We start from the raw sequence: 20,086 nt of genomic DNA, 5'->3' as shown, positions 1-20,086 counted from the left end.
CCATGCGTTCTGCTCATGAATCTGGCAGGCAACCGAATGGAATCACAGGCGAAGAGGCGGGACCGGCCCTTTTGTATATGGTATATCACAAAGACGGCACTTCCGAAGGACGTTTAACGCCGCGCGTGTTACGCCGCCCTCGCCACTTTCTCGATTTGAGGCGCGGCCACAGCGACAGGCGCAGACGCGGTAGCCTGCGCCATGCGATCCCGCTGCTTGATCAAGCCGAGCACCGCGTCGATCATCGGGGTCGGCTGACCGATCATGCGGCCCATCTCCTGCACCACCGTCAGCAACGGATCGATCTCCATCGCCCTGCCCGCCTCCAGGTCCTGCAGCATCGAGGTCTTGTGCGCGCCCACCGCACCGGCCCCATCGATTCGCCGCTCCACATCGACACGAAAATGCACGCCGAACCGTTCCGCGATGTCCTTGGCCTCGAGCATCATCTGCTTCGACAGCCCGCGGGTGGCAGGGTCCGAGGTGATGATATCCAGCGTCCCATGCGTCAGGGCGCTGATCGGGTTGAAGCAGAGGTTGCCCCACAGCTTGAGCCAGATTTCGTCTCGGATGTTGTCGCGAACCGGCGCATCGAGATCCGCCTTGGCCATCATCTCCGCAAGGCGCGTCACGCGGTCCGAGCGGGTACCATCGGGCTCACCAATTGGAAATTTCTTGCCGTACACATGCTTGATCACGCCCGGTGCCACGATTTCGGCGGCGGGATACAGCACACAGCCAATCGCGCGTTCGGGTCCGAGACCATTCCACTGCTTGGCACCCGGGTCAACGCTCTCCAGCGTGCGTCCGGCGAACTCGCCCCCGTGGCCGTGGAAGTACCAGTACGGAATGCCGTTCACACCAGTGACCACCGCCGTCTCCGGCCCGAGCAACGGCTGCATTAGATCGACCACGCCCGGCACCTGGTGCGCCTTCAGCGTAATGAACACGTAGTCCTGAGGGCCGAGTTCGCGCGGATCGCTGGTACAACGGACTTTCGCGACGCGCTCTTCGCCTTCGATCTGGAGCCGAACGCCGTTGGCCTGCATGGCGGCCAGGTGCGGCCCGCGCGCGATGAAGCTCACGTCTGCGCCGGCCAGCGCAAGCTGCGCGCCCATATAGCCGCCGATGGCGCCCGCGCCGTAGATACAAATCTTCATGGGGTTGTCTCCTCGATGGTGGTTTATTTAGATATGTGATGCCGAAAGCTGCACGCGGAGCCACTCAAATCCGCATTGGTATATCACATACTATATTTCACAATCGCCATTCGACAACCTCGTTCTTCATCTGATCCCTTCTAATTGCGCTGTGCCCGCTTCGCGGGCGTCTGGCTGTGCGCTACCATGTATCCCGTTGTCCGCTTGCGGGCCAGCCGCCCCCGGCCTGTGTTACCTCTGAACTGGAGTTCGCATGGAAACGCTGCTTGCCCTTACCCGCGACCCTTCCGCATGGGCTGCTCTCGCCACTTTGGTGGCCATGGAGATCGTCCTCGGCATCGACAACCTGATCTTTATCTCGATTCTCACCAACAAGCTGCCGGAAGAAACCCGCGAGAAAGCGCGCCGTATCGGTATCAGCCTGGCGCTGATCCTGCGCCTGGGATTGCTGGCGACGATCGCCATCATCGTCGCGCTGACGGAGCCGGTCTTCACCATCTTCGGCAAGGGCATTTCCTGGCGGGACATGATCCTGATTGCCGGGGGGGCCTTCCTGGTCTGGAAGGCCACGCGTGAAATCCACCAGCACGTGTCACCGGATGCGGAGCACGAAGAATCCTCCACCCTCGCCCGCGCCGTACCAAGCTTCGCCGCGGCCATCGGCCAGATCCTGGTGCTAGACCTCGTGTTTTCGATCGACAGCATCATCACCGCCGTGGGCATGACCGATCATGTGCCGATCATGTTCGTTGCTGTCATCGCTGCCGTCACGGTCATGCTTGTCGCCGCCACGCCGCTGGCCAACTTCATCAACCACAACCCGACCATCGTCATGCTGGCACTGGCCTTCCTGATCATGATCGGCATGACACTGATCGCCGATGGCCTGGGACATCATGTGCCGAAGGGCTATATCTATACGGCGATGGCCTTCTCGACCGCCGTGGAAGCGTTGAACATGGTGGCGCGGCGGCGCCGCGAGAAAGCGAGGGGGCAGACCCCGGCACACTAGTGAGGACAAGGCCTGACCGGGTATGATGGCTGCCTTGCTGTCATCCCCACATCAGTCCTTACATGCTTCCTACGGATCTCGCCGGCACCGACGGCGATCAGAGCGCTTCGCTGCCCCGCTCCGAGCGCGCTTACCAGCAACTGCGCTCCGCCATCCAGGCCGGTCAGCTCCCGCCGGGCACGCGCCTGCGCGAGGTGGAGCTGGCCGAATCGCTCGGCCTGTCCCGCACCCCCGTGCGCGAAGCACTCTCGCGGCTGGAGTCCGAAGGGCTGGTAGTCAATGAGCCTAATCGCGGCATGATGGTTACGCGCCTTGACGCGAGCATGGTCAGCGAACTGTATGTGATGCGCGAGGTCCTGGAATCCACCGCTGCGGCGCTCGCCGCGCGACACGCCACCGACGTGGAAATCTCGTTGCTGCGCGATATCGTCGAACGCGACCTGTCATTCGCTACAGACCCGGACAAGCTGGCGATGAACAATCGTCTCTTCCACGAAACCCTGCATCGCTGCGCCCACAATCGCTATCTGCTCAAGACGCTGCGGTCGCTGCACGAGTCGATGGCCTTGCTGGGCCGCTCCACACTGGCCGTCCCCGGACGTGCGCGCGGCTCGTACGAAGAACATATGGCGCTGGTGGAAGCCCTGGAAGCACGCAACCCCGAACAAGCCGAACAGATCACGCGCCGCCATATCCAGCAGGCGTACAAGGCCCGCTTGACGCTCTGGATAGAGGAGCAATCGGGCAGCTAGCTCCGCAGCCCGCCTCAATACAAACAAAAGCCGGTCCTGGCCCGCCTCTTTCGAAGCGGGCCAGGACCGGCTTTTTAGTGCTGGCGGCGCCTTGAGCACCGCCCATTCATTCAGCTGTGTCGATCAGCCGTTCGCGTAGACCACCTTGGCCTTGCGCGCTTCCGCCTGCAGGCGGGCGAAAACGTTTTGCACCGTAGCAATCACGCGCTTTGCGTCGTTCACAAAGCCCAGACGCTGGGTACCGAGCTCGCGCTCGATGAGGTCTCGTTCCAGTTGATCGGTCAGCTTGATATCGGATTGGGTGTTCATGGCGTCCTTCCTTACAGGGATTACCCTTATGGGGTTTTCCCGGATTGTAGCAGAAGGTTTGTCGCATTGCAGCATTAGGTAATAGTGCGTAGCGATTGGCGCAACAGTCAGCGCGACTCAACCAGCACATTGCGGTGCGGCCCCTCACAGGATGCCGGCCTGCCACCAGCCCGTATGGCCGCGAGGCTCCAGTGCTCGCGTCGGAACATGGGTACGCGCGCCGGCCCCCTCGAATTCGACAATGACTGCGGTGGGGCTCGCAATGCGGGTGATGATTACGGGCGCGCCTCGAAAGATCCACTTCGTTTCGATCTGATAGGGGCTTTGTCGGTATGCTTTGCGGCGTTGCTTGCTGTTCATATCAATCGTGCTTCATCTGCAGACTGCCTGCGGTGTGGACGCAAAAATAAAAGTTACGGGACGAGCGCCTCCGTTCGCGCCTCCGAGATGGCTTGCGCCAGTTCCTCGGTCACACGGATCTCTGCCCCGATCGGGGTCATCTGCGCGGTTGCCGCAAATGGCGCGGCCGATGTCGGGGATGGATGGCTATTGCGTCGCCACAGGAAGAAGGACGCCAGGCCAGCGTGCAGGACGAGAAATGCCCAGAAAAGCCCGCTGGGCCCCAACCGATTCATGAGCGGAGAAATGATCAAGGGACTGATCGCCGAACCGACCGAGTTGATCAGGAGCATGCCTTGAATGACGCGTACCAGCTCGCTGGCCTCTGCACGATCCGCCGAGTGGCTCACCGCCACCGGGTAGATAGCGAAAATGCTGCCCCCGATCAGGAACATCAGCACCATTAACAAGGGCGGATAACTCGGAAGGATCAGGACAGCCAACGAGACCGCTGCGCAGCCCACGCTCAATGCAAGCAGGACGCTCTGCCTGTCTTTCCTGTCGGACCATCGTCCTACCGGGTATTGCAACGCCATCGCGCCGCAGATGGCACTGGCCATCAACTGGCCAACCTGGGCAACGCTCATGCCCTCTCGTTGCAGGTAGATCGGCAGTAGCGTATAGACCGCCGCAATGCCCACACCGGAACCAAAGCTGCCGATTGCGCCTGCGGGCGTCATGCGAACGAGATCCTGTGGCATCAGGGGTTCGGCATGACTTACGTCCGGTGCAGTCTTCGGCAAAACGGCCATGGGCAACACCGCCATGGACGCGAGTACGCCGGCTACCATGAATGGCGCGCTCTCAGCCGCAGATCCAATGGCGCCCAGACTCATCTGCGCGAGCATGATGGAACCGTAGAGCGCGATCATATAGATCGCCAGCAATCGCCCCCGGGACTTCGTATCTCCGACGAGCAGCAACCAGCTTTCCACGACGAGGTAGATCCCTACCATCGCCCAGCCATTCACAAGGCGCAGCAGCAGCCAGATCCAGGGATCGAAAACCAGACCCTGGAGCAGATAGGTGATGGCGACAAGGGAGGCAAAGCTGCTGTATGAGCGGATATGACCGATTCGGGAAATCAGCCGGTCGCTGGTTACCGCACCGAGAGTCAGCCCGACAAAATACGCAGACGAAATGGCGCCGATCATCGTTGCCGAAACGCTTGCGGCGTCAAGCCGCAGAGACGTGAGGGAAGACATGAAGCCGCTTCCCAAGCTGACAATGAACAACCCTAAAAGTGGCCCAACCGCCACGACCCAACTGCTGCGCGACACAACTTCCTCTCAAAGCAATACGAAATGCACCGCGGAGGATACCCGATGTCGGACGCCCCCTACGCAAGCGCACTCCAAGTCCAGTGCCGATAGGAAAGTCGATGCGCCCGGGTGTTCAATGCCGGCCAGCGATTTGACCGGAACATCGAACACCCGTCGCAAGCGCATGCAGTATCGTGGTGCGTTATCCCAGCCAGGCTTTGATGGTTCCTCCCATCACCGAACTGGAAATGCCGTAGCGATCGTGCAGGGTGGGCAGTGCGCCGGCATCGAGAAACGCATCGGGCAATCCGATCTGTCGGAACGGCACGTTCACGCCGGCGCGCAGCAATGTTCCCGCCACCGCCTCGCCCAGTCCGCCGATCACCGTGTGGTTCTCCGCCACGACCACAAGGCGTCCGGGCTTGCGCGCTTCGCGCAGGATGGTCTCCGTGTCCAGCGGCTTGATCGTCGGTACGTGCAGCACCGCAACGCCCACACGATCCGCTTCCAGCGTCGTGGCCACTTCCAGCGCGCGCATTGTCATGATTCCCGACGAGATGATGAGCACCTCCGCGCCATCTCGGAGGAGCTTGGCCTTGCCGAGTTCGAACTGGTAGTCGTACTCATCGAGCACGACGGGCACGTTCCCGCGCAGCAGACGCGCATAGACAGGCCCATCGTGCGCGGCAATGGCAGGCACCATCTGTTCGATATCGATGGCATCGCACGGATCGATGACAGTCATGTTCGGCATCGCGCGCATCAGGGCCAGATCCTCGGCAGCCTGGTGGCTGGGTCCGTATCCGGTGGTCAGGCCAGGCAATGCGCAGACAATCTTGACGTTGAGGTTGTCCTCGGCAATTGTCTGGTGCATGAAGTCGTATGCACGTCGCGTGGCGAATACCGCGTACGTGGTCACGAACGGCACCGCGCCTTCGTGCGCAAGACCCGCTGCCGCGCCCATCAGCAACTGCTCGGCCATCCCCATCTGGTAGTACCGTTCGGGATATGCCTTTGCAAAGAGATGCAGGTCCGTGTATTTGCCCAGGTCTGCCGTCATGCCGACGATGTCGGGACGTTGCGCGGCCAGCGCGGTCAATGCATGGCCGAAGGGTGCAGCGCGCGTGGCCTGTCCTTCTGCGGCGATCGACGCAATCATTGCGGACGTCTTGAGGCGGGTCTTGCCCGTATCGGCGGTGCGGCTCATGCTTGTCTCCCGGCTTCCAGCGCCTGCAGCGCGAGTTGCCATTCGTGGGCTTCCACCCGGATGAAGTGATTCTTCTCGCGTTCTTCGAGGAACGGTACCCCGCAGCCCATGCGGGTATCGCATACGATAATGCGCGGCTGCTCGCCCTTGTGATGGCGGGCGTTGTCGAAAGCGGCGGCTACCGCGTCGATATCGTTGCCATCCACTCGCTGCACATACCAGCCGAACGCTTCGAGCTTGGGCACGAGCGGTTCGAACGCCATGATCTGTGTCGAGGGGCCGTCAGCCTGTTGATTGTTGACGTCGACCATCGCGATCAGGTTGTCGAGCTTCCAGTGGCTTGCGGACATCAGGCCCTCCCAGATGGCACCTTCGTCAAGCTCGCCATCGGAGAAGAGCGTGTAGACGAACGCGTCCGACTGCTTGCGCTTCAGGCCCAGGCAACGACCCACGGCGATGGTCAGGCCCTGGCCCAGCGAGCCGCCCGACATCTCCATGCCAGGGGTATAGCTCGCCATACCCGACATCGGCAGGCGGCTGTCGTCGCTTCCGTACGTTTCAAGCTCTTCTGCGGGCAGGATGCCGGCTTCGAGCAGCGCTGCATACAACGCAATCGCATAGTGGCCGTTCGACAGCAGGAAGCGGTCGCGCCCTTCCCACTCGGGGTCTTCGGGGCGATAGCGCATGGCGCCGAAGTAGGACACCGCCAGCACGTCGGCGATATCGAGCGCCTGGCCGACATAGCCCTGCCCTTGCACTTCTCCCATCAGAATGGCGTTGCGGCGGATACGGTAGGCGCGCTCGGCCAACGAGACGGGCACCTCCACATCGAGATTGGTAAGACTCATGATGACTCCAGACAGAAAATGGGATCAGCGGTTGACGGCCTTGGCCGGCACCAAGAACACCAGCAGCGCGCCGAATACGACCGTTGCCGAGATGAAGAGCAGCCCCGCGGTGGATTTGCCGGTCAGATCGTTGAGATAGCCGACGATGGCCGGGGAGAAGAAGCCCGCGAGGTTTGCCACACAGTTCACAGCGGCAATGCCAGCCGCCGCCGACATGCCACCCAGCATGGCGGTGGGCAGCGCCCAGAACTGGGACGACGAAGCCATGATTCCGGCTGCAGCGATACACAGGCAGACGATGGCTGCGGTCACGCTGCCGAGCAACGGGAGCGCCGCGAATCCCACGGCAGCTACCAGCATGGGAATGGCGAGGTGAAACCTGCGTTCGCGGCGGCGGTCTGCGGACAGGCCGATCAGCGGCAACGCAACGATGGCGCACAGATACGGCACCGCCGTCAGCATGCCCACCCAGACCGGATCGGCCACACCGGTCTTGCGGATGATGGTAGGCAGCCAGAACGTCAGGCCATACTGTCCCAACACCACGCAGAAGTAGATCGCGGACATCAGCCAGAGACGACGGTCGGCCATGAAGGCGCGGATCGACACGTGCTGCACCTTCTGCGCGTTGTCGCCTTCAACGTTGCGTTGCAGCAGCGCCTTCTCCTGGTCGGTCAGCCACTTTGCGCCCTGGATACCGTTGTCGAGGTAGAACAGGATCGCCACGCCCAGCATCAGCGACGGCAATGCCTCGATCAGGAACAGCCATTTCCAGCCGGCCAGGTCGTGCGCGCCATGGAAGGCATGCATGATCCAGCCCGACAGCGGCCCGCCGACGATCCCTGCGAGCGGGATGGCCATGAAGAAGAGCGACAGCGCCTTGGCACGGCGCTCCGACGGAAACCAGTACGTGAGGTAAAGGATCACGCCTGGCGCGAAGCCAGCTTCGGCCACGCCGAGCAGGAAGCGCAACACGTAAAACTGCGTAGGGGTACTGACGAACGCAAAGCCCGCCGAAATAACCGCCCAAGTCAGCATGATGCGCGCCAGCCAGTTACGTGCACCGACCTTGTGGAGGATCACGTTGCTCGGGACTTCGAAGATGAAGTAGCCAAGGAAGAAGATGCCCGCGCCCAGGCCGTAGATGGTTTCGCTGAACTGGAGGTCATTGAGCATCTGCAGCTTGGCAAAACCCACATTCACGCGATCCAGGTATGCGCCGAGATAGCACAGCATCAGGAATGGAATCAGGCGCCGCATCACCTTGCCATAGGTGCGCGATTCGAACGACGCCTGAGCGGCGTGCGGCATCACTGCGTCCGCCCCAACGGGCGACGCTGCGTATTTGGTCTTCATGGAATGTCTCCTGCCGGTGCCCCGGGTGGTCCCGGGTGCCTTGACATGTTAGGCGCGGCCCGCGGCCGCGTGGCTTCAATGGATCAGCATGCCGCCATTGACATCGAGCGTGATGCCCGTCAGGTAGGAAGAGAGATCGCTGACCAGGAACAGGCAAGCGTTGGCGACATCACCTGCGTCACCAAGACGGCCGAGAGGAATGCCCTTGATGATGTCCGCGCGCATCTCCGGCGTCAGCTTGTCGCCGGTGATGTCTGTCTGAATCAGGCCAGGCGTGATGGCATTCACGCGGATGTGATCGCCGCCAAACTCGCGGGCCATCGCCTTGGCCAACCCCAGCACGCCGGCCTTGGCCGCACTGTAGTGCGGACCGCCGAAGATGCCCCCGCCTCGCTGGGCGGACACCGACGACATGCACACGATGCTGCCGCGCTTCTGTTCCTTCATCTGCGGCAGCACTGCCTGCGACATGTAGAGCGTGCCACGCAGGTTGACATCGACCACGGCGTCGAAATTGACGGCGCCGATGTCGAGCGTGCGGATCGGCTGAGTAATACCGGCATTGTTGATCAGGCCGTCGATCTGCCCGTATCGGGCAATCGTGGCGTGGACAGCAGCGTCGCATGACGCCTTGTCCGTCACATCACAGCGCAGGCCAAGGTGGCCTTCGCCCAGATCCGCCGCGGCATCTTGTGCGGCGCCAAGCTGCAGGTCGACGATCGCAACCTTGGCACCCTGTTCGGCCAACGCGCGGGCCGTGGCCTTGCCAATACCGCGCGGCGAAGCCGCACCCGTGACGATCACCACCTTGTTCTGGACCAGCATCTCGTGTCTCCTTTGTTTCGACTTGACGATGGATCCAGTGTTGTCTGGCGCAGGGCGCCGATCAACGCATTCGGGCTCAACTATCGTTGAGAAATTTTCAGATATCGAGGGTTGCGGAGCAGAGCGAAAACCCTAAGTACTCCGCTAGATCGCCACGCCTTCCTGTGGCCGGCCGACTTCGCGGTCCAGCCACGACAGGAAGCGCGCTACCCGAGGCAGGTCGGCGTTCTGAGCGGGGTACACCACGTGATGGCTGGCGACTTCCACCGCGTATTGGGCTTCGAACACTGGCACCAATGCTCCCTTGCGCAACAGCACGGACGCCAGCAAGGAGCTTTCGAGTGCGACGCCAAGACCGAGCGCGGCGGTTTCCAACGACATGTAGGAACGGTCGAACGAGAAATCGAAAGTCTTCTGCGCACCCGCCACACCATGGCGCGCGAACCACTGGTGCCAGCGCACCAGCGGCGTCTCCGAATGGATGAGCCGATGTCCGATCAGCGCCGATGGATCTTTCACCGGATGCTTGCGCAGATAGTCCGGTGAGGCCAGCGGCAGTATGCGTTCGTTGCGCAACGTCCTGACTTCCGTATCACGCCAGTGCGCGTGGCCGTGCCGCACATCCACATCGTAAAAGCCGGCCGTGAACGAGACATCCTCGTACGAGCACGACAGGTTCAACTGGATGTCACCGTTGTCCGCCTGGAACGATGCAAGCCTGGGCAGCAGCCACATCAGCCCGAAACTCGGGCTGGTATGCACGCGCAGGATTTCAATGGCAGACGGCGTGGCGGCACGTTCCGTGGCGCGGTTCAGTTCCGCGATGACGCCCGTCACATCCCGTAGATACTGTTCACCGACTGGCGTGAGAACCAGACCACGCCCCTGCCGGAAGAACAGCGGCTGACCGATGACATCCTCCAGGTTTCCAAGCTGGTGGCTCACCGCGGAGGCAGTCAGCCCCAGTTCCTCCGCGGCCTTGCCCACGCTCTTGTTGCGGGCAACGCTTTCGAAGGCCATGATCGACTTCATGGGTGGGATGCGCATGGGAGGCCGGGACAAAGTTGCGATCGCTCATTATGCCGCCCGCTGCGTGGCGCCGTGGTGCCGCATCCCGTCAGTGTGTCAGTTCGATGTCCGGCAACGCCGCTGCACCGGTTTCACGGATCAATGCCACGAACTCCGCGATATAGGGACGGGTGTCGCTGGCCGGCAGGGTAGCCGCCCAGATCTCTGACATCAATCCGTCGCGAGTCAGTGGTTTGGCTGTGACGTACTGCCTCTGCAGGTAGTTCTGCACGGCCCATCGTGGCAACACCGCGATGCCACGCCGGGTAGCCACCAGCATCAGGACGTTCCTCGTCGGGGCTTACCAGGCGTTCGCCCAGTTCTACCGGTTTGCAGCCAGCGAAGTGGCGACCGAGGCGTTCCGTCCACGGGCCATCGCACTGGTGATGGCGGGCGGGGTAGTCGCCGCCCTGCTCGGCCCTGCGCTGGCGAGGTTCGGCGGCACGATGCTGCCCGTCATGTACGCTGGATCGTTCGTGCTGCTCTCAGCGGTTTCCGCCGTGGCAATCGGCGTGCTGGGTTTCCTGCATATGCCGCCGGACATCGCAACGCGTGAGGTGGGCGCCACCGCCGCGCGTACGTGGCGCCAGATCGTTTGCCAACCGACCTATCTGGTGGCGCTGTTCGGCGCCGCAACGGGCTACGGGATCATGATCCTGGCCATGACGGCGACGCCGCTCGCCATGATCCGCCATCATCACGCGATCAGCGATGCGGCACCTGTCATTCAGTTCCATGTGCTGGGCATGTTCCTGCCCTCTTTCATCACCGGCACGTTGATCGCGCGGTTTGGCGCCATCCGCGTGATGCTGGCCGGCGTCTGTTTGCTTTCGACTCATGTGTTTGCCACCTGGACCGGCACGGGATTCGCATCGTTCGCAGGTGCGCTCGTACTACTCGGCGTAGGCTGGAACTTCCTGTTCATCGGCGGCACCAGCCTGTTGACCGAGACCTACTCGGCCGCCGAAAAGAGCAGAGCCCAATCAACTAACGACATGACGATTTTTGCCATCGGACTGTCGTGCTCGTTCGGCGCGGGAGGCTTGCTGAGGGAACTCGGCTGGCAGACAATGAATCTTCTGCTGTTGCCGTGGCTTGGCGCAGCGGCACTTGCACTGCTCTGGTTGGCCGCGCAGCGGCGCAAGGGCTGGCACGGGCGCCCGTCGGGTGACCGGCTCAGGATTGAACAGGCTGACGAGGGCGTTGCGCTCCGCCAGGACCCACTCAAAACGCCATGACCGAACGATCGCACTGGGAAGATGTCTACGAGCACAAGGCGGCCGACCAAGTGAGCTGGTATGCGCCGCACCTGTACACCTCGCTGGATTACATTCGCGCCGCAAGCCCGTCGACTGCTGCCCGCGTGCTGGACATTGGCGGTGGCGAATCGACACTCGTGGATGACCTGCTCGACAACGGCTACAGCGATGTTTCGGTCAACGACATTTCCGGAAAAGCGCTCGATGTCTGCCGCATGCGTCTGGGCCCCCGCGCCGGCCAGGTTCATTGGCTGGCAGGCGACGTGCTCAAGCTCAACCTTCCTGCCAACCACTTCGATGTCTGGCATGATCGCGCCGTATTCCATTTCCTGACGGACCCTGCACAGCGCATCGAGTATGTGGAACAAGTGATGCGCGCACTTCGACAAGACGGGTGGGCCATCGTCGGATCGTTTGGCGAAAACGGCCCTGCGCAATGCAGCGGCCTGCCAGTCCAACGGTACTCCGCCGAAGCGCTGCACAGCCAGTTTGGCGATTCGTTCGAACTCGTGGAACACAAAACCGAGTACCACCGTACCCCATGGGGTAGTTCCCAGGAGTTCGTCTATTGCCTGTGTCGCAAGTCGGCTTCCTAGCGAATCCCACCTGCTCGCCAAGCCGTATCAACACCATTACTTGGCAGCAACCTTGTACGTTGACGCGGATTCGACGGCTTGCGTGACGAATGGCAGGGTCATGGGATTGCCGATTTCCTTGTGGAATGCCACCCATAACTCCAGCGCAGGCACATCCCGATCCGCCAGCCGGCGATAGATCACGCCCTTGATCGGCTGCGCTGCTGCCGATGCCGGCACCAGCGACACAGCAATGCCGGCTGCCACCATGGACATCATGGCGTGGTGGCGGGCGGCGTCGTGCATGCGCGCTGGCACCACGTTGTGTTCGGCGAGCCAGGTCATCATGAGATCGTGGGCGTACTGGCCGAAGCGCCGCTCCAGCGTGGCCAGGCTCTGACCATCCAGATCGCGCGCGTAAACCTTGCGCTGCGTCGCCAGCGGATGATCGACGGGAACGGCCAGCACGTACGGTTCCGACATCAGGCGCCGTGCCTGCAAGCGAGGGTCCGTGACGGGTGGCCGCAGGATGGCGACATCGAGTTCGTTGCGCAGCAGTGCCTCGATCATCGCTTCGGAACTGATTTCGCGTAGCGAGTAGAGGACGCCGGGGACACGCGCCGAGAACCGTCGCAGGATGTCCGGTACGAGTTCGATGGCCGAGATCGCCGTCAGACCAATGCCGAGGTGGCCTACGTCCTCGCCGCGGTTGGCCTGCATCACCATCTGACGTGCGCGATGCTCGATGTCGAACAGCTTCTCCGCCTCGGCGCGCAATACCTGCCCGGCTGGCGTCAGCCGCACGCTGCGCTTGGTCCGCTCGAACAGCTGCGCTCCGAGCTGCGCCTCGAGCTGCTTGATCTGCAGGCTCAACGGAGGCTGCGTCATGTTGAGCCTGCGCGCGGCCCGCGTGAAATTGAGTTCGTCGGCCAGCACCAGGAACGAGGTCAGGACGCGGAGTTCGATGGGGTTGTACATATACAGGAACTGTATAAATCAGATACAGAAGTAATATTGGAAATATAACTCGCCTCGTCGCAGAATGCCTTCACCCGGCCACCCACGAGCCGCGGCAATCCGACAAGGCGCGAGACATGACCATCCAGCATCCCATTGACGACCGCTTTCCGGCGCTCCTCCGCAGTGGTCAGCCTCTGCGCGGCATCTTCACCGCATTGCCCAGTCCCGCCATCGTTGAAATGTGCGCCTATGCCGGCTTCACATTCGTCATCATCGACAACGAACACGGCGCAGCCGACTTCGAGACCACCGAGCACATGCTCCGCGCAGCGCGGGGCAGTGGCATCATTCCCGTCGTGCGCTGCTTCCTGGAAGACATCCCGCGTGTGCTGGACATGGGCGCCAGTGGCGTGCAAATACCCATGATCGAGACAGCCGACGATGCGCGCGAACTGGTGCAACGCGTGCGCTATCCCTCCATCGGCCGGCGCGGCAGTGCGTTCAGTGGACGGGCGGCAGGCTACGGCGCCTTTCCCGGCGCGGCACACACGACGCGCAGCAACGCGGGCGTGGCCATCATCGCCATGATCGAAACCCCAACAGGCATCGAGAATGCCGAAGCCATCGCAGCCGTGGATGGTATCGACGCCGTGTTCGTCGGCCCCAACGATCTCGCGCATGCAATGGGCTACGGCAACGATTGGAAAGCCCCTGCGGTGGCGGCCGCCATCGAACAAGCACTGCGTGCCATCCAGGCGCAGAACAAATGCGCGGGAATCATTGCGCTCACCCCCGAGGACGAACGGCACTACGGCGCATTCGGCGCCCGCTACTTCGCCACGGTCGCCACCAGCCTGATCACGCAGGCGTTCCGCCAGGCCGCGCAAGGCGGGGACGCCGGACGGCCACAGTATTGACGGGCAAACCCCTTCAACACCTTCCTATAACAAGATGGAGACTGATCATGAAAACCCTGGGCCGTCGTGCCGTATGCATTGTCCTGGCAATGGCCGGAATGTCGCTGGCGACAGTTGCAACAGGCGTCCGGGCCGATACGTGGCCTAGCAAGCCCATCAAGCTCGTCGTGCCGTTCTCGCCGGGCGGCGTGACGGATGCCACGGCGCGTATCGTGGCCGAAGGTTTGTCGAAGCGGCTGGGGCAGCCGGTGGTTATCGACAACAAGCCGGGGGTGTCCGGCATCCTGGGCACGCAGTTGGCTGCACGGGCCGAGCCGGACGGGTACACGATCATCGAAGGCACGATCACCACGCATGCGGTGAATCCATTCTTCTACAAGAAGCTCAACTATGACCCGTTGAAAGACTTCATCGCGGTGAACCTGGTCGGCACGGTCAGCAACGTGCTGGTCGTAGCCAACGAGAGTCCCTACAAGTCAGTCGAGCAAATTGTTGCTGCACTCAAGGCCAAGCCCGGTTCGCTGACATTTGGCACGGCAGGACCGGGAAGCTCGCAGCAGTTGTCGGGGCAGCTATTCCAGAGCATCACCGGCACGCAGCTGCAGCAGATCTCCTACAAAGGTGGCGCCGCAGCGATGACCGACTTGATCGGCGGCCAGATCGATCTGGTATTCGAGACAGTGGCCGCAGCCAAGCCGATGCTCGACGGCAAACGCGTGCGAGCCATTGGCGTGTCATCCAAACATCCGCTGCCGGGCTTGCCGGGCATCCAGCCGCTGGCCGACCAGGGTCTCAAGGGTTTCGAGATGCAGTCGTGGCAGGGAATCTTCGTGCCGGCTGGCACGCCGAAGCCAATCGTCGAGCGGTTGTCCGCCGAGATTTCCGCGGTCGTCAACACGCCTGCTGTGCTGCAGCGGCTGCGCGCGCTCGGCGTGGAACCTGACGCGATGACCCCTTCCACCTTTTCCGCTTTTCAGAAGGCGGAGATAGCAAAGTGGGGCAAGGTCACGCGAGAAGCAGGTGTGCACCCGGAGTGACGCGTGAAAGGCCGGCCGGATAGCGCTACCATCCTCGAATATTTCAGGAGAGGAAATGACCGCTTCAAAGGTTGCCTTGATTACCGCCGGTGGTTCCGGCCAGGGTGCAGCAGCCGCGCGCCGGCTCGCACAGGACGGATACCACGTTGCCGTGCTGTCCTCATCCGGCAAGGGCGAAGCCCTTGGCAAAGAGCTGGGCGGTATCGGTGTCACCGGATCAAACCAGTCCAATGACGATGTTCGGCGCCTGGTCGATCTCGCCATGGAAAGGTGGGGACGGATCGACGCGCTGGTGAATTCTGCCGGACACGGCCCGCGTGGCCCGGTACTCGACATCACCGACGAGGATTGGCACATCGGCATGGATGTGTACTTTCTCAGCGCGGTCCGTGCCATCCGTCTGGTCACGCCTTTCATGGAGGCGCAAGGCAGCGGCGCAATCGTCAATATCACCAGCGCGTGGACCTTCGAGCCGGCATCCATGTTTCCGACATCCGCCGTGTTCCGCGCCGGTCTGGCCAGCTTTACGAAGCTGTTCGCCGACACCTATGCGCCGAAGAACATCCGCATCAACAACGTGCTGCCCGGATGGATCGACAGCCTTCCCGAGGTCGATGCGCGCAGGGAGTCCGTACCGATGGGACGATATGGCACCGCCGAGGAAGTGGCCGCGACCATATCGTTCCTGTTGTCCGAGGGCGCGGGGTACATCACGGGCCAGAACATCCGCATCGACGGTGGACTCATGCGTTCGGTCTGAGCCGGCCACTCGGTCAGGCTCTCAGTCGGCCTCTCAGTCGGCCCGGATGTTCGACTCCCGGATGACCTTGGCCCACCGCCCCACCTCCTCGTCAATCTGCGTGCGGGCCTGGTCCGGTGTCGTGTAGACCGGCACGACACCCTGGCCAATCAGCGCGGCCTTGACCTCCGGCAGGGCCATGATGTCTTTCAGCGAGGCGCTCAGCTTGCCGATGACCGGCGGCGGCGTGCCTGCAGGCGCCAGCAGGCCGAACATCGAACTGACTTCGAACCCTGATAGCCCCGCCTCACCTGCCGTGGGGACATCGGGCAGCACGCGCTGGGGCGTGGCCGAAGCCAGCGCACGCAACCGGCCACCCTTGATGAACGACTGGGTGGCGGGCAGCGTATCGAAGACCACGTCCACCTGCCCACCCATCAAGTCGTTCAGCGCGGGACTGCTGCCCTTGTATGGCACGTGGGTGAGGTCGACACCGGCCTGGCGCTTGAACAGTTCCGCCGCAAGATGCTGCGGTGAACCATTGCCCGACGACCCATAGTTCAAACCGCCAGGCTTCGCCTTTGCCGTACCGATGAAGTCGGCCAGCGTCTTGCCCTTGAACGAAGGCCCGACCGCCACGACCAACGGCACACGCCCCACCACCGCAACGGGCGCAAAGCTCTTGTCCATCGTGAAACCTGCGGACGCCGGCAACAACACGCTGTTGATGGCGTGACTGGTCAGCGCGCCCAACATCAGCGTGTAGCCATCGGGCTTCTCTCGCGCCACATAGGCAGCACCCAGGTTGCCTGCGGCGCCAGCCTTGTTCTCCACCACGACCGGCTGCCCGAGCGAAACCGTCAGTCTTTGCGCCACCACGCGAGCGATGACATCCGTCGCACCTCCTGGGGTGTAGGGCACCACCAGTTTGATGGGCTTCTCCGGATAGTCGGCCCTTGCCAGCGCAGGAAACGCGATGGTGCTGGCCAGGGCAACGGCCGCTGCCAGCAGTTGTCGACGGTGAATACCGCCTGATTTAGATGGTCGATGCATAGGATCTCCTTCCATGTCGTTATGTATAGAAGCGCACTCGGCCAGGCGCCGAGGCTAGGCCGAATCCTAGTCATCCATATTATTAATAATATAGGTGATATCACTGACGACAATCTGAGGGGACATGGGCTATGCTTCAGTCCAACGAAACATCAGGTGCGAGCCTGTCCCCAGTACCAGCAGGAAACCCCATGCCCAACGAAGACCAAGACCCCAAAGGCGCCGCCTCGCGCCATGACATCGCTCCCGAAGCCGCAGCCACCGGCATATCGAAGGGCCTCACCAACTACGGCGACCGCGGTTTTTCGCTGTTTCTGCGCAAGGCGTTCATCAAAGGCGCGGGCTACACCGATGCCGCGCTGGATCGTCCTGTCATCGGCATCGTCAACACCGGCAGCGCTTACAACCCCTGCCATGGCAACGCGCCGCAACTGATCGAGGCCGTGAAGCGCGGCGTGATGCTGGCGGGCGGCCTGCCGATGGACTTCCCGACGATTTCCATTCACGAGAGTTTCTCGGCGCCCACGAGCATGTATCTGCGCAACCTGATGTCGATGGACACCGAGGAGATGATTCGCGCGCAGCCGATGGATGCCGTGGTGCTGATCGGCGGTTGCGACAAGACCGTGCCTGCCCAGTTGATGGGCGCGGCCTCCGCCGGTATCCCCGCCATTCAACTGATCACAGGATCGATGCTGACCGGCTCGCACCGCAGCGAACGTGTAGGCGCCTGCACGGATTGCCGACGCTACTGGGGCAAGTTCCGCGCGGAGGAAATCGATGCGGAAGAGATCTCGGACGTGAACAATCAGTTGGTGGCCAGCGTTGGGACCTGCTCGGTCATGGGCACGGCCAGCACGATGGCTTGCATTGCCGAGGCGCTTGGGATGACCGTGCCGGGTGGTGCGTCCCCGCCAGCCGTGACAGCCGACCGCATCCGCGTGGCAGAGCAGACGGGAACCGAAGCGGTCCGCATTGCGAAGGAGCGGCTGACCATCGACAAGATCCTCACCCCCGCTGCCTTCGAAAACGCGATGCGGGTGCTTCTGGCGATTGGCGGCTCGACGAATGGCATCGTGCACCTGGCGGCTATCGCAGGGCGCATGGGTTATGACATCGATCTGGCCGCCCTGGACCGGATGGGGCGCGATACGCCGGTGCTGCTGGACCTGAAGCCTTCCGGCGATCACTACATGGAGGACTTCCACCATGCCGGGGGCATGGCAACGCTGCTGCGCGAGTTGAAGCCGCTGCTCAAGCTCGATGCGTTAACGGTGACGGGCCGTACGCTGGGCGAAGAAATCGAACGAGCCGGCCCGGGGTTCCAGCAGGACGTTGTGCGTTCGCGCGACAACCCCATCTATCCGCAAGGTGGCATCGCCGTGCTGCAAGGAAATCTTGCGCCCGGTGGCGCGATCATCAAGCAGTCGGCCGCGCATCCGAAGCTCATGGAGCATGAGGGTCGTGCGGTGGTTTTCGAGAACGCCGAGGATCTGGCAAACCGCATCGACAGCGATGATCTCGATGTCACCGCCGACGACATCCTCGTATTGAAGAACATCGGCCCGAAGGGTGCGCCCGGAATGCCCGAGGCAGGCTACATCCCCATTCCGCGCAAACTGGCGCGGGCCGGCGTCAAGGATATCGTGCGGATTTCGGATGGCCGCATGAGCGGCACGGCCTTCGGCACCATCGTGCTGCACGTCACACCGGAAGCCGCGATTGGCGGTCCGCTGGCTCAGGTCCGCAACGGCGACCGCATTCGCCTGTCCGTGGCGCGACGGGAGTTGACGCTGGATGTCAGCGACGAAGAACTGGCCCGGCGGCAGCAGGAAAACCCGGTGACCGTACCCACTGCGGATCGTGGTTATCGCAAGCTGTTCCTCACCAGCGTGAACCAGGCGGATCAGGGCGTGGACTTTGATTTCCTGCGAGCGGTGGAAGCACGAGGGAAAGTACCGGGCAAGGCAGAGTAACCTCGCGACGCTTGGGGCATCGAAAAATAGGTCAAAATGACGGCTTACTTTCCGCCACGTCATCCTGCGCCGCGCCCCTTGGCCGGCGCAACCCACCCGATGTCCATCTCCGACACGCTGAACACCGCCATGGAAACTGGCGATGAGTCCTCTTCTACAACGCCCGACGCGCTGAGCGCCATGGTTGCCGCGCTTGAGGAAGACATCGTCTTCGGCCGGCTTCATCCGCGCGAGCGGCTGGTCGAAGACGACTTGATGGTGAGGTTCAACGTGAAACGTCACGTCGTCCGCGATGCGTTGGCCGCCATGGACCGGATGGGGCTGATCGAACGGCGCAAGAACGTGGGGGCGCTCGTTCGATCGTTTTCGGCTCAGGAGGTCAAGGAACTGTACGAAGTGCGGACCATGCTCGAGACCGAGGCGGCAAGGCGCATCGACATGGAGCGCGTGCCTTCACGCATCGAGCATCTGATCGCCATCCAAAAGCAACACGATGCCGCCGTTGCGGCAGGCGATGCGCGCACCGTGTTCCGCGTCAACCTGGCCTTCCATCGCGAACTCTTCAGCCTTTGCAGCAACCAGACGCTGCAAAAGGCGATTGCCGAGTTTGCGCGACAGACCCACCCGATCCGCTTTGCCTCGCTCGTGTCTGCCGAGTATCGCGAGCGCGCGCAGAAGGAACACTGGCAAATGATCGCGGCGCTGCAGAAGGGAGATATCGATGCCTTGGTGTCCCTCTGCGCCTCGCATCTCTTGCCGTCGCGCGACGCCTATCTGCACGCGCAGCAATATCGGCTGTAACGCGCCGCAGGCAGTCAATCGAGGCTGATGTTGGCCTCTTTCGCCACACCCTTCCACCGCGGCGCCAGACCCGATGTCCATCCGGCCACATTGATGACGTCGCCCATCATCGCGTTCATGCCAGGCTGCGCGCTCTGGGGCTCCTCTGACCATCGTCAATCATCATGCGGACGGCGCATACGCCAGCCGCTTGAACGCCCCTATGCTTCGCTCCAGGAAGCGCGCACCCAAGTGCGCTTCGTCACTGGAGAAAGCAAATGGCAAAGCTCATCGCGCTATACAAGACGCCTGCCGACACGGCCGAGTTCGATTCCCACTACTTCACCCGACACATCCCCATCGCCAAGACGATGCCCGGCCTGCGCAGCTACGAGGTCAACGACGGGCCCATCGGAGGGGATGGTCCGTTCCATTTGGCAGCGATACTGAGCTTCGATTCGATGGCAGACCTTCAGGCATCGCTTGCTTCGCCAGAAGGTGCTGCCGCAGTGGCTGACCTGGCAAACTTCGCACAGGCCGGGATGGAGTTGCTGATTTTCGAGACGAAGGAGGTGTAGATACTCCTTCGCCA

Annotated in this window: 22 protein-coding genes; 10 read left to right on the top strand and 12 right to left on the bottom strand. The window is 62.3% G+C overall.

Annotation, left to right across the window (positions count from 1 at the left end; translation table 11 throughout):
- Positions 1-128: 128 nt before the first annotated feature.
- Positions 129-1,160, bottom strand: coding sequence for a 2-dehydropantoate 2-reductase (locus ABDB81_RS06815; protein ID WP_137923443.1), 1,032 nt, complete (start codon positions 1,158-1,160; stop codon positions 129-131).
- Positions 1,161-1,413: 253 nt separating this feature from the next.
- Between ABDB81_RS06815 and ABDB81_RS06810 the strand changes: the two genes are divergently transcribed.
- The gene (locus ABDB81_RS06810) at positions 1,414-2,172 is read left to right on the top strand and encodes a TerC family protein (protein WP_137923444.1); all 759 of its coding nucleotides are present in this window, start codon (positions 1,414-1,416) and stop codon (positions 2,170-2,172) included.
- A gap of 62 nt (positions 2,173-2,234) precedes the next feature.
- Positions 2,235-2,924 (top strand): GntR family transcriptional regulator, encoded by a 690-nt coding sequence (locus ABDB81_RS06805; protein WP_137923445.1) that lies wholly within the window; start codon positions 2,235-2,237, stop codon positions 2,922-2,924.
- Positions 2,925-3,047: 123 nt separating this feature from the next.
- Here ABDB81_RS06805 and ABDB81_RS06800 read toward each other — a convergent pair whose 3' ends face one another.
- The 9 genes from ABDB81_RS06800 to ABDB81_RS06760 form a co-directional block, all read right to left on the bottom strand.
- A complete protein-coding gene (locus ABDB81_RS06800) occupies positions 3,048-3,233 on the bottom strand; it encodes a hypothetical protein (protein WP_137923446.1) in 186 nt (61 codons plus the stop codon).
- A 144-nt stretch (positions 3,234-3,377) separates the two neighbouring features.
- Entirely contained in the window at positions 3,378-3,593 is a 216-nt protein-coding gene (locus ABDB81_RS06795) for a hypothetical protein (protein ID WP_137923447.1), read from the bottom strand.
- A gap of 53 nt (positions 3,594-3,646) precedes the next feature.
- Complete coding sequence (locus ABDB81_RS06790) at positions 3,647-4,891, bottom strand: MFS transporter (RefSeq protein ID WP_346810517.1); 1,245 nt, start codon at positions 4,889-4,891, stop codon at positions 3,647-3,649.
- A 205-nt stretch (positions 4,892-5,096) separates the two neighbouring features.
- Positions 5,097-6,101, bottom strand: a complete 1,005-nt coding sequence (locus tag ABDB81_RS06785; protein ID WP_346810465.1) for a transketolase family protein — start codon at positions 6,099-6,101, stop codon at positions 5,097-5,099.
- Positions 6,098-6,949 (bottom strand): transketolase, encoded by an 852-nt coding sequence (locus ABDB81_RS06780; RefSeq protein ID WP_160473645.1) that lies wholly within the window; start codon positions 6,947-6,949, stop codon positions 6,098-6,100. Before ABDB81_RS06780 ends, ABDB81_RS06785 begins: the two co-directional genes overlap by 4 nt.
- Before the next feature lie 24 nt (positions 6,950-6,973).
- On the bottom strand, positions 6,974-8,305 hold the full coding sequence (locus tag ABDB81_RS06775; RefSeq protein ID WP_137923451.1) for an MFS transporter: 1,332 nt from the start codon (positions 8,303-8,305) through the stop codon (positions 6,974-6,976).
- A gap of 75 nt (positions 8,306-8,380) precedes the next feature.
- The gene (locus ABDB81_RS06770; protein ID WP_346810464.1) at positions 8,381-9,130 is read right to left on the bottom strand and encodes an SDR family NAD(P)-dependent oxidoreductase; all 750 of its coding nucleotides are present in this window, start codon (positions 9,128-9,130) and stop codon (positions 8,381-8,383) included.
- A gap of 144 nt (positions 9,131-9,274) precedes the next feature.
- Complete coding sequence (locus tag ABDB81_RS06765; protein ID WP_160473643.1) at positions 9,275-10,177, bottom strand: LysR substrate-binding domain-containing protein; 903 nt, start codon at positions 10,175-10,177, stop codon at positions 9,275-9,277.
- A 70-nt stretch (positions 10,178-10,247) separates the two neighbouring features.
- Positions 10,248-10,478, bottom strand: coding sequence for a LysR substrate-binding domain-containing protein (locus tag ABDB81_RS06760; protein ID WP_160473642.1), 231 nt, complete (start codon positions 10,476-10,478; stop codon positions 10,248-10,250).
- Here ABDB81_RS06760 and ABDB81_RS06755 point away from each other — a divergent pair.
- A complete protein-coding gene (locus tag ABDB81_RS06755; RefSeq protein WP_346810463.1) occupies positions 10,453-11,436 on the top strand; it encodes an MFS transporter in 984 nt (327 codons plus the stop codon). The genes ABDB81_RS06760 and ABDB81_RS06755 overlap by 26 nt on opposite strands.
- Positions 11,433-12,053: a class I SAM-dependent methyltransferase gene (locus tag ABDB81_RS06750; protein ID WP_346810462.1), complete on the top strand. Its 621-nt coding sequence runs from the start codon at positions 11,433-11,435 to the stop codon at positions 12,051-12,053. The genes ABDB81_RS06755 and ABDB81_RS06750 overlap by 4 nt, the downstream gene beginning before the upstream one ends.
- 36 nt (positions 12,054-12,089) lie before the next feature.
- Here the strand turns inward: ABDB81_RS06750 and ABDB81_RS06745 are convergent, their stop codons facing one another.
- Positions 12,090-13,010, bottom strand: coding sequence for a LysR substrate-binding domain-containing protein (locus ABDB81_RS06745; RefSeq protein WP_346810461.1), 921 nt, complete (start codon positions 13,008-13,010; stop codon positions 12,090-12,092).
- A gap of 116 nt (positions 13,011-13,126) precedes the next feature.
- Here ABDB81_RS06745 and ABDB81_RS06740 point away from each other — a divergent pair, with 116 nt between their 5' ends.
- The 3 genes from ABDB81_RS06740 to ABDB81_RS06730 are packed head-to-tail and all read left to right on the top strand — an operon-like array spanning position 13,127 to position 15,706.
- A complete protein-coding gene (locus ABDB81_RS06740; protein WP_346810460.1) occupies positions 13,127-13,909 on the top strand; it encodes an aldolase/citrate lyase family protein in 783 nt (260 codons plus the stop codon).
- A 47-nt stretch (positions 13,910-13,956) separates the two neighbouring features.
- A complete protein-coding gene (locus ABDB81_RS06735) occupies positions 13,957-14,946 on the top strand; it encodes a tripartite tricarboxylate transporter substrate binding protein (protein WP_137923458.1) in 990 nt (329 codons plus the stop codon).
- Positions 14,947-15,001: 55 nt separating this feature from the next.
- Complete coding sequence (locus ABDB81_RS06730) at positions 15,002-15,706, top strand: SDR family oxidoreductase (RefSeq protein ID WP_346810459.1); 705 nt, start codon at positions 15,002-15,004, stop codon at positions 15,704-15,706.
- A 33-nt stretch (positions 15,707-15,739) separates the two neighbouring features.
- Here the strand turns inward: ABDB81_RS06730 and ABDB81_RS06725 are convergent, their stop codons facing one another.
- Positions 15,740-16,738 carry a tripartite tricarboxylate transporter substrate binding protein gene (locus ABDB81_RS06725; RefSeq protein WP_346810458.1) on the bottom strand — a complete coding sequence of 333 codons (999 nt, stop codon included), beginning with the start codon at positions 16,736-16,738 and terminating at the stop codon, positions 15,740-15,742.
- Positions 16,739-16,929: 191 nt separating this feature from the next.
- Between ABDB81_RS06725 and ABDB81_RS06720 the strand changes: the two genes are divergently transcribed.
- The 3 genes from ABDB81_RS06720 (at position 16,930) to ABDB81_RS06710 (ending at position 20,072) form a co-directional block, all read left to right on the top strand.
- The gene (locus tag ABDB81_RS06720) at positions 16,930-18,714 is read left to right on the top strand and encodes an IlvD/Edd family dehydratase (RefSeq protein ID WP_160473638.1); all 1,785 of its coding nucleotides are present in this window, start codon (positions 16,930-16,932) and stop codon (positions 18,712-18,714) included.
- A gap of 129 nt (positions 18,715-18,843) precedes the next feature.
- Entirely contained in the window at positions 18,844-19,515 is a 672-nt protein-coding gene (locus tag ABDB81_RS06715; RefSeq protein WP_346810516.1) for a GntR family transcriptional regulator, read from the top strand.
- A 257-nt stretch (positions 19,516-19,772) separates the two neighbouring features.
- Positions 19,773-20,072, top strand: coding sequence for an EthD family reductase (locus ABDB81_RS06710; RefSeq protein ID WP_137923462.1), 300 nt, complete (start codon positions 19,773-19,775; stop codon positions 20,070-20,072).
- The last annotated feature ends 14 nt before the right edge of the window (positions 20,073-20,086 follow it).

It is taken from the genome of Cupriavidus sp. DL-D2 (assembly GCF_039710735.1).
Lineage (GTDB): Bacteria > Pseudomonadota > Gammaproteobacteria > Burkholderiales > Burkholderiaceae > Cupriavidus.
The sequence above is the reverse complement of the archived record's forward strand: the minus strand, read 5'-3'. Positions and strand labels throughout refer to the sequence as shown.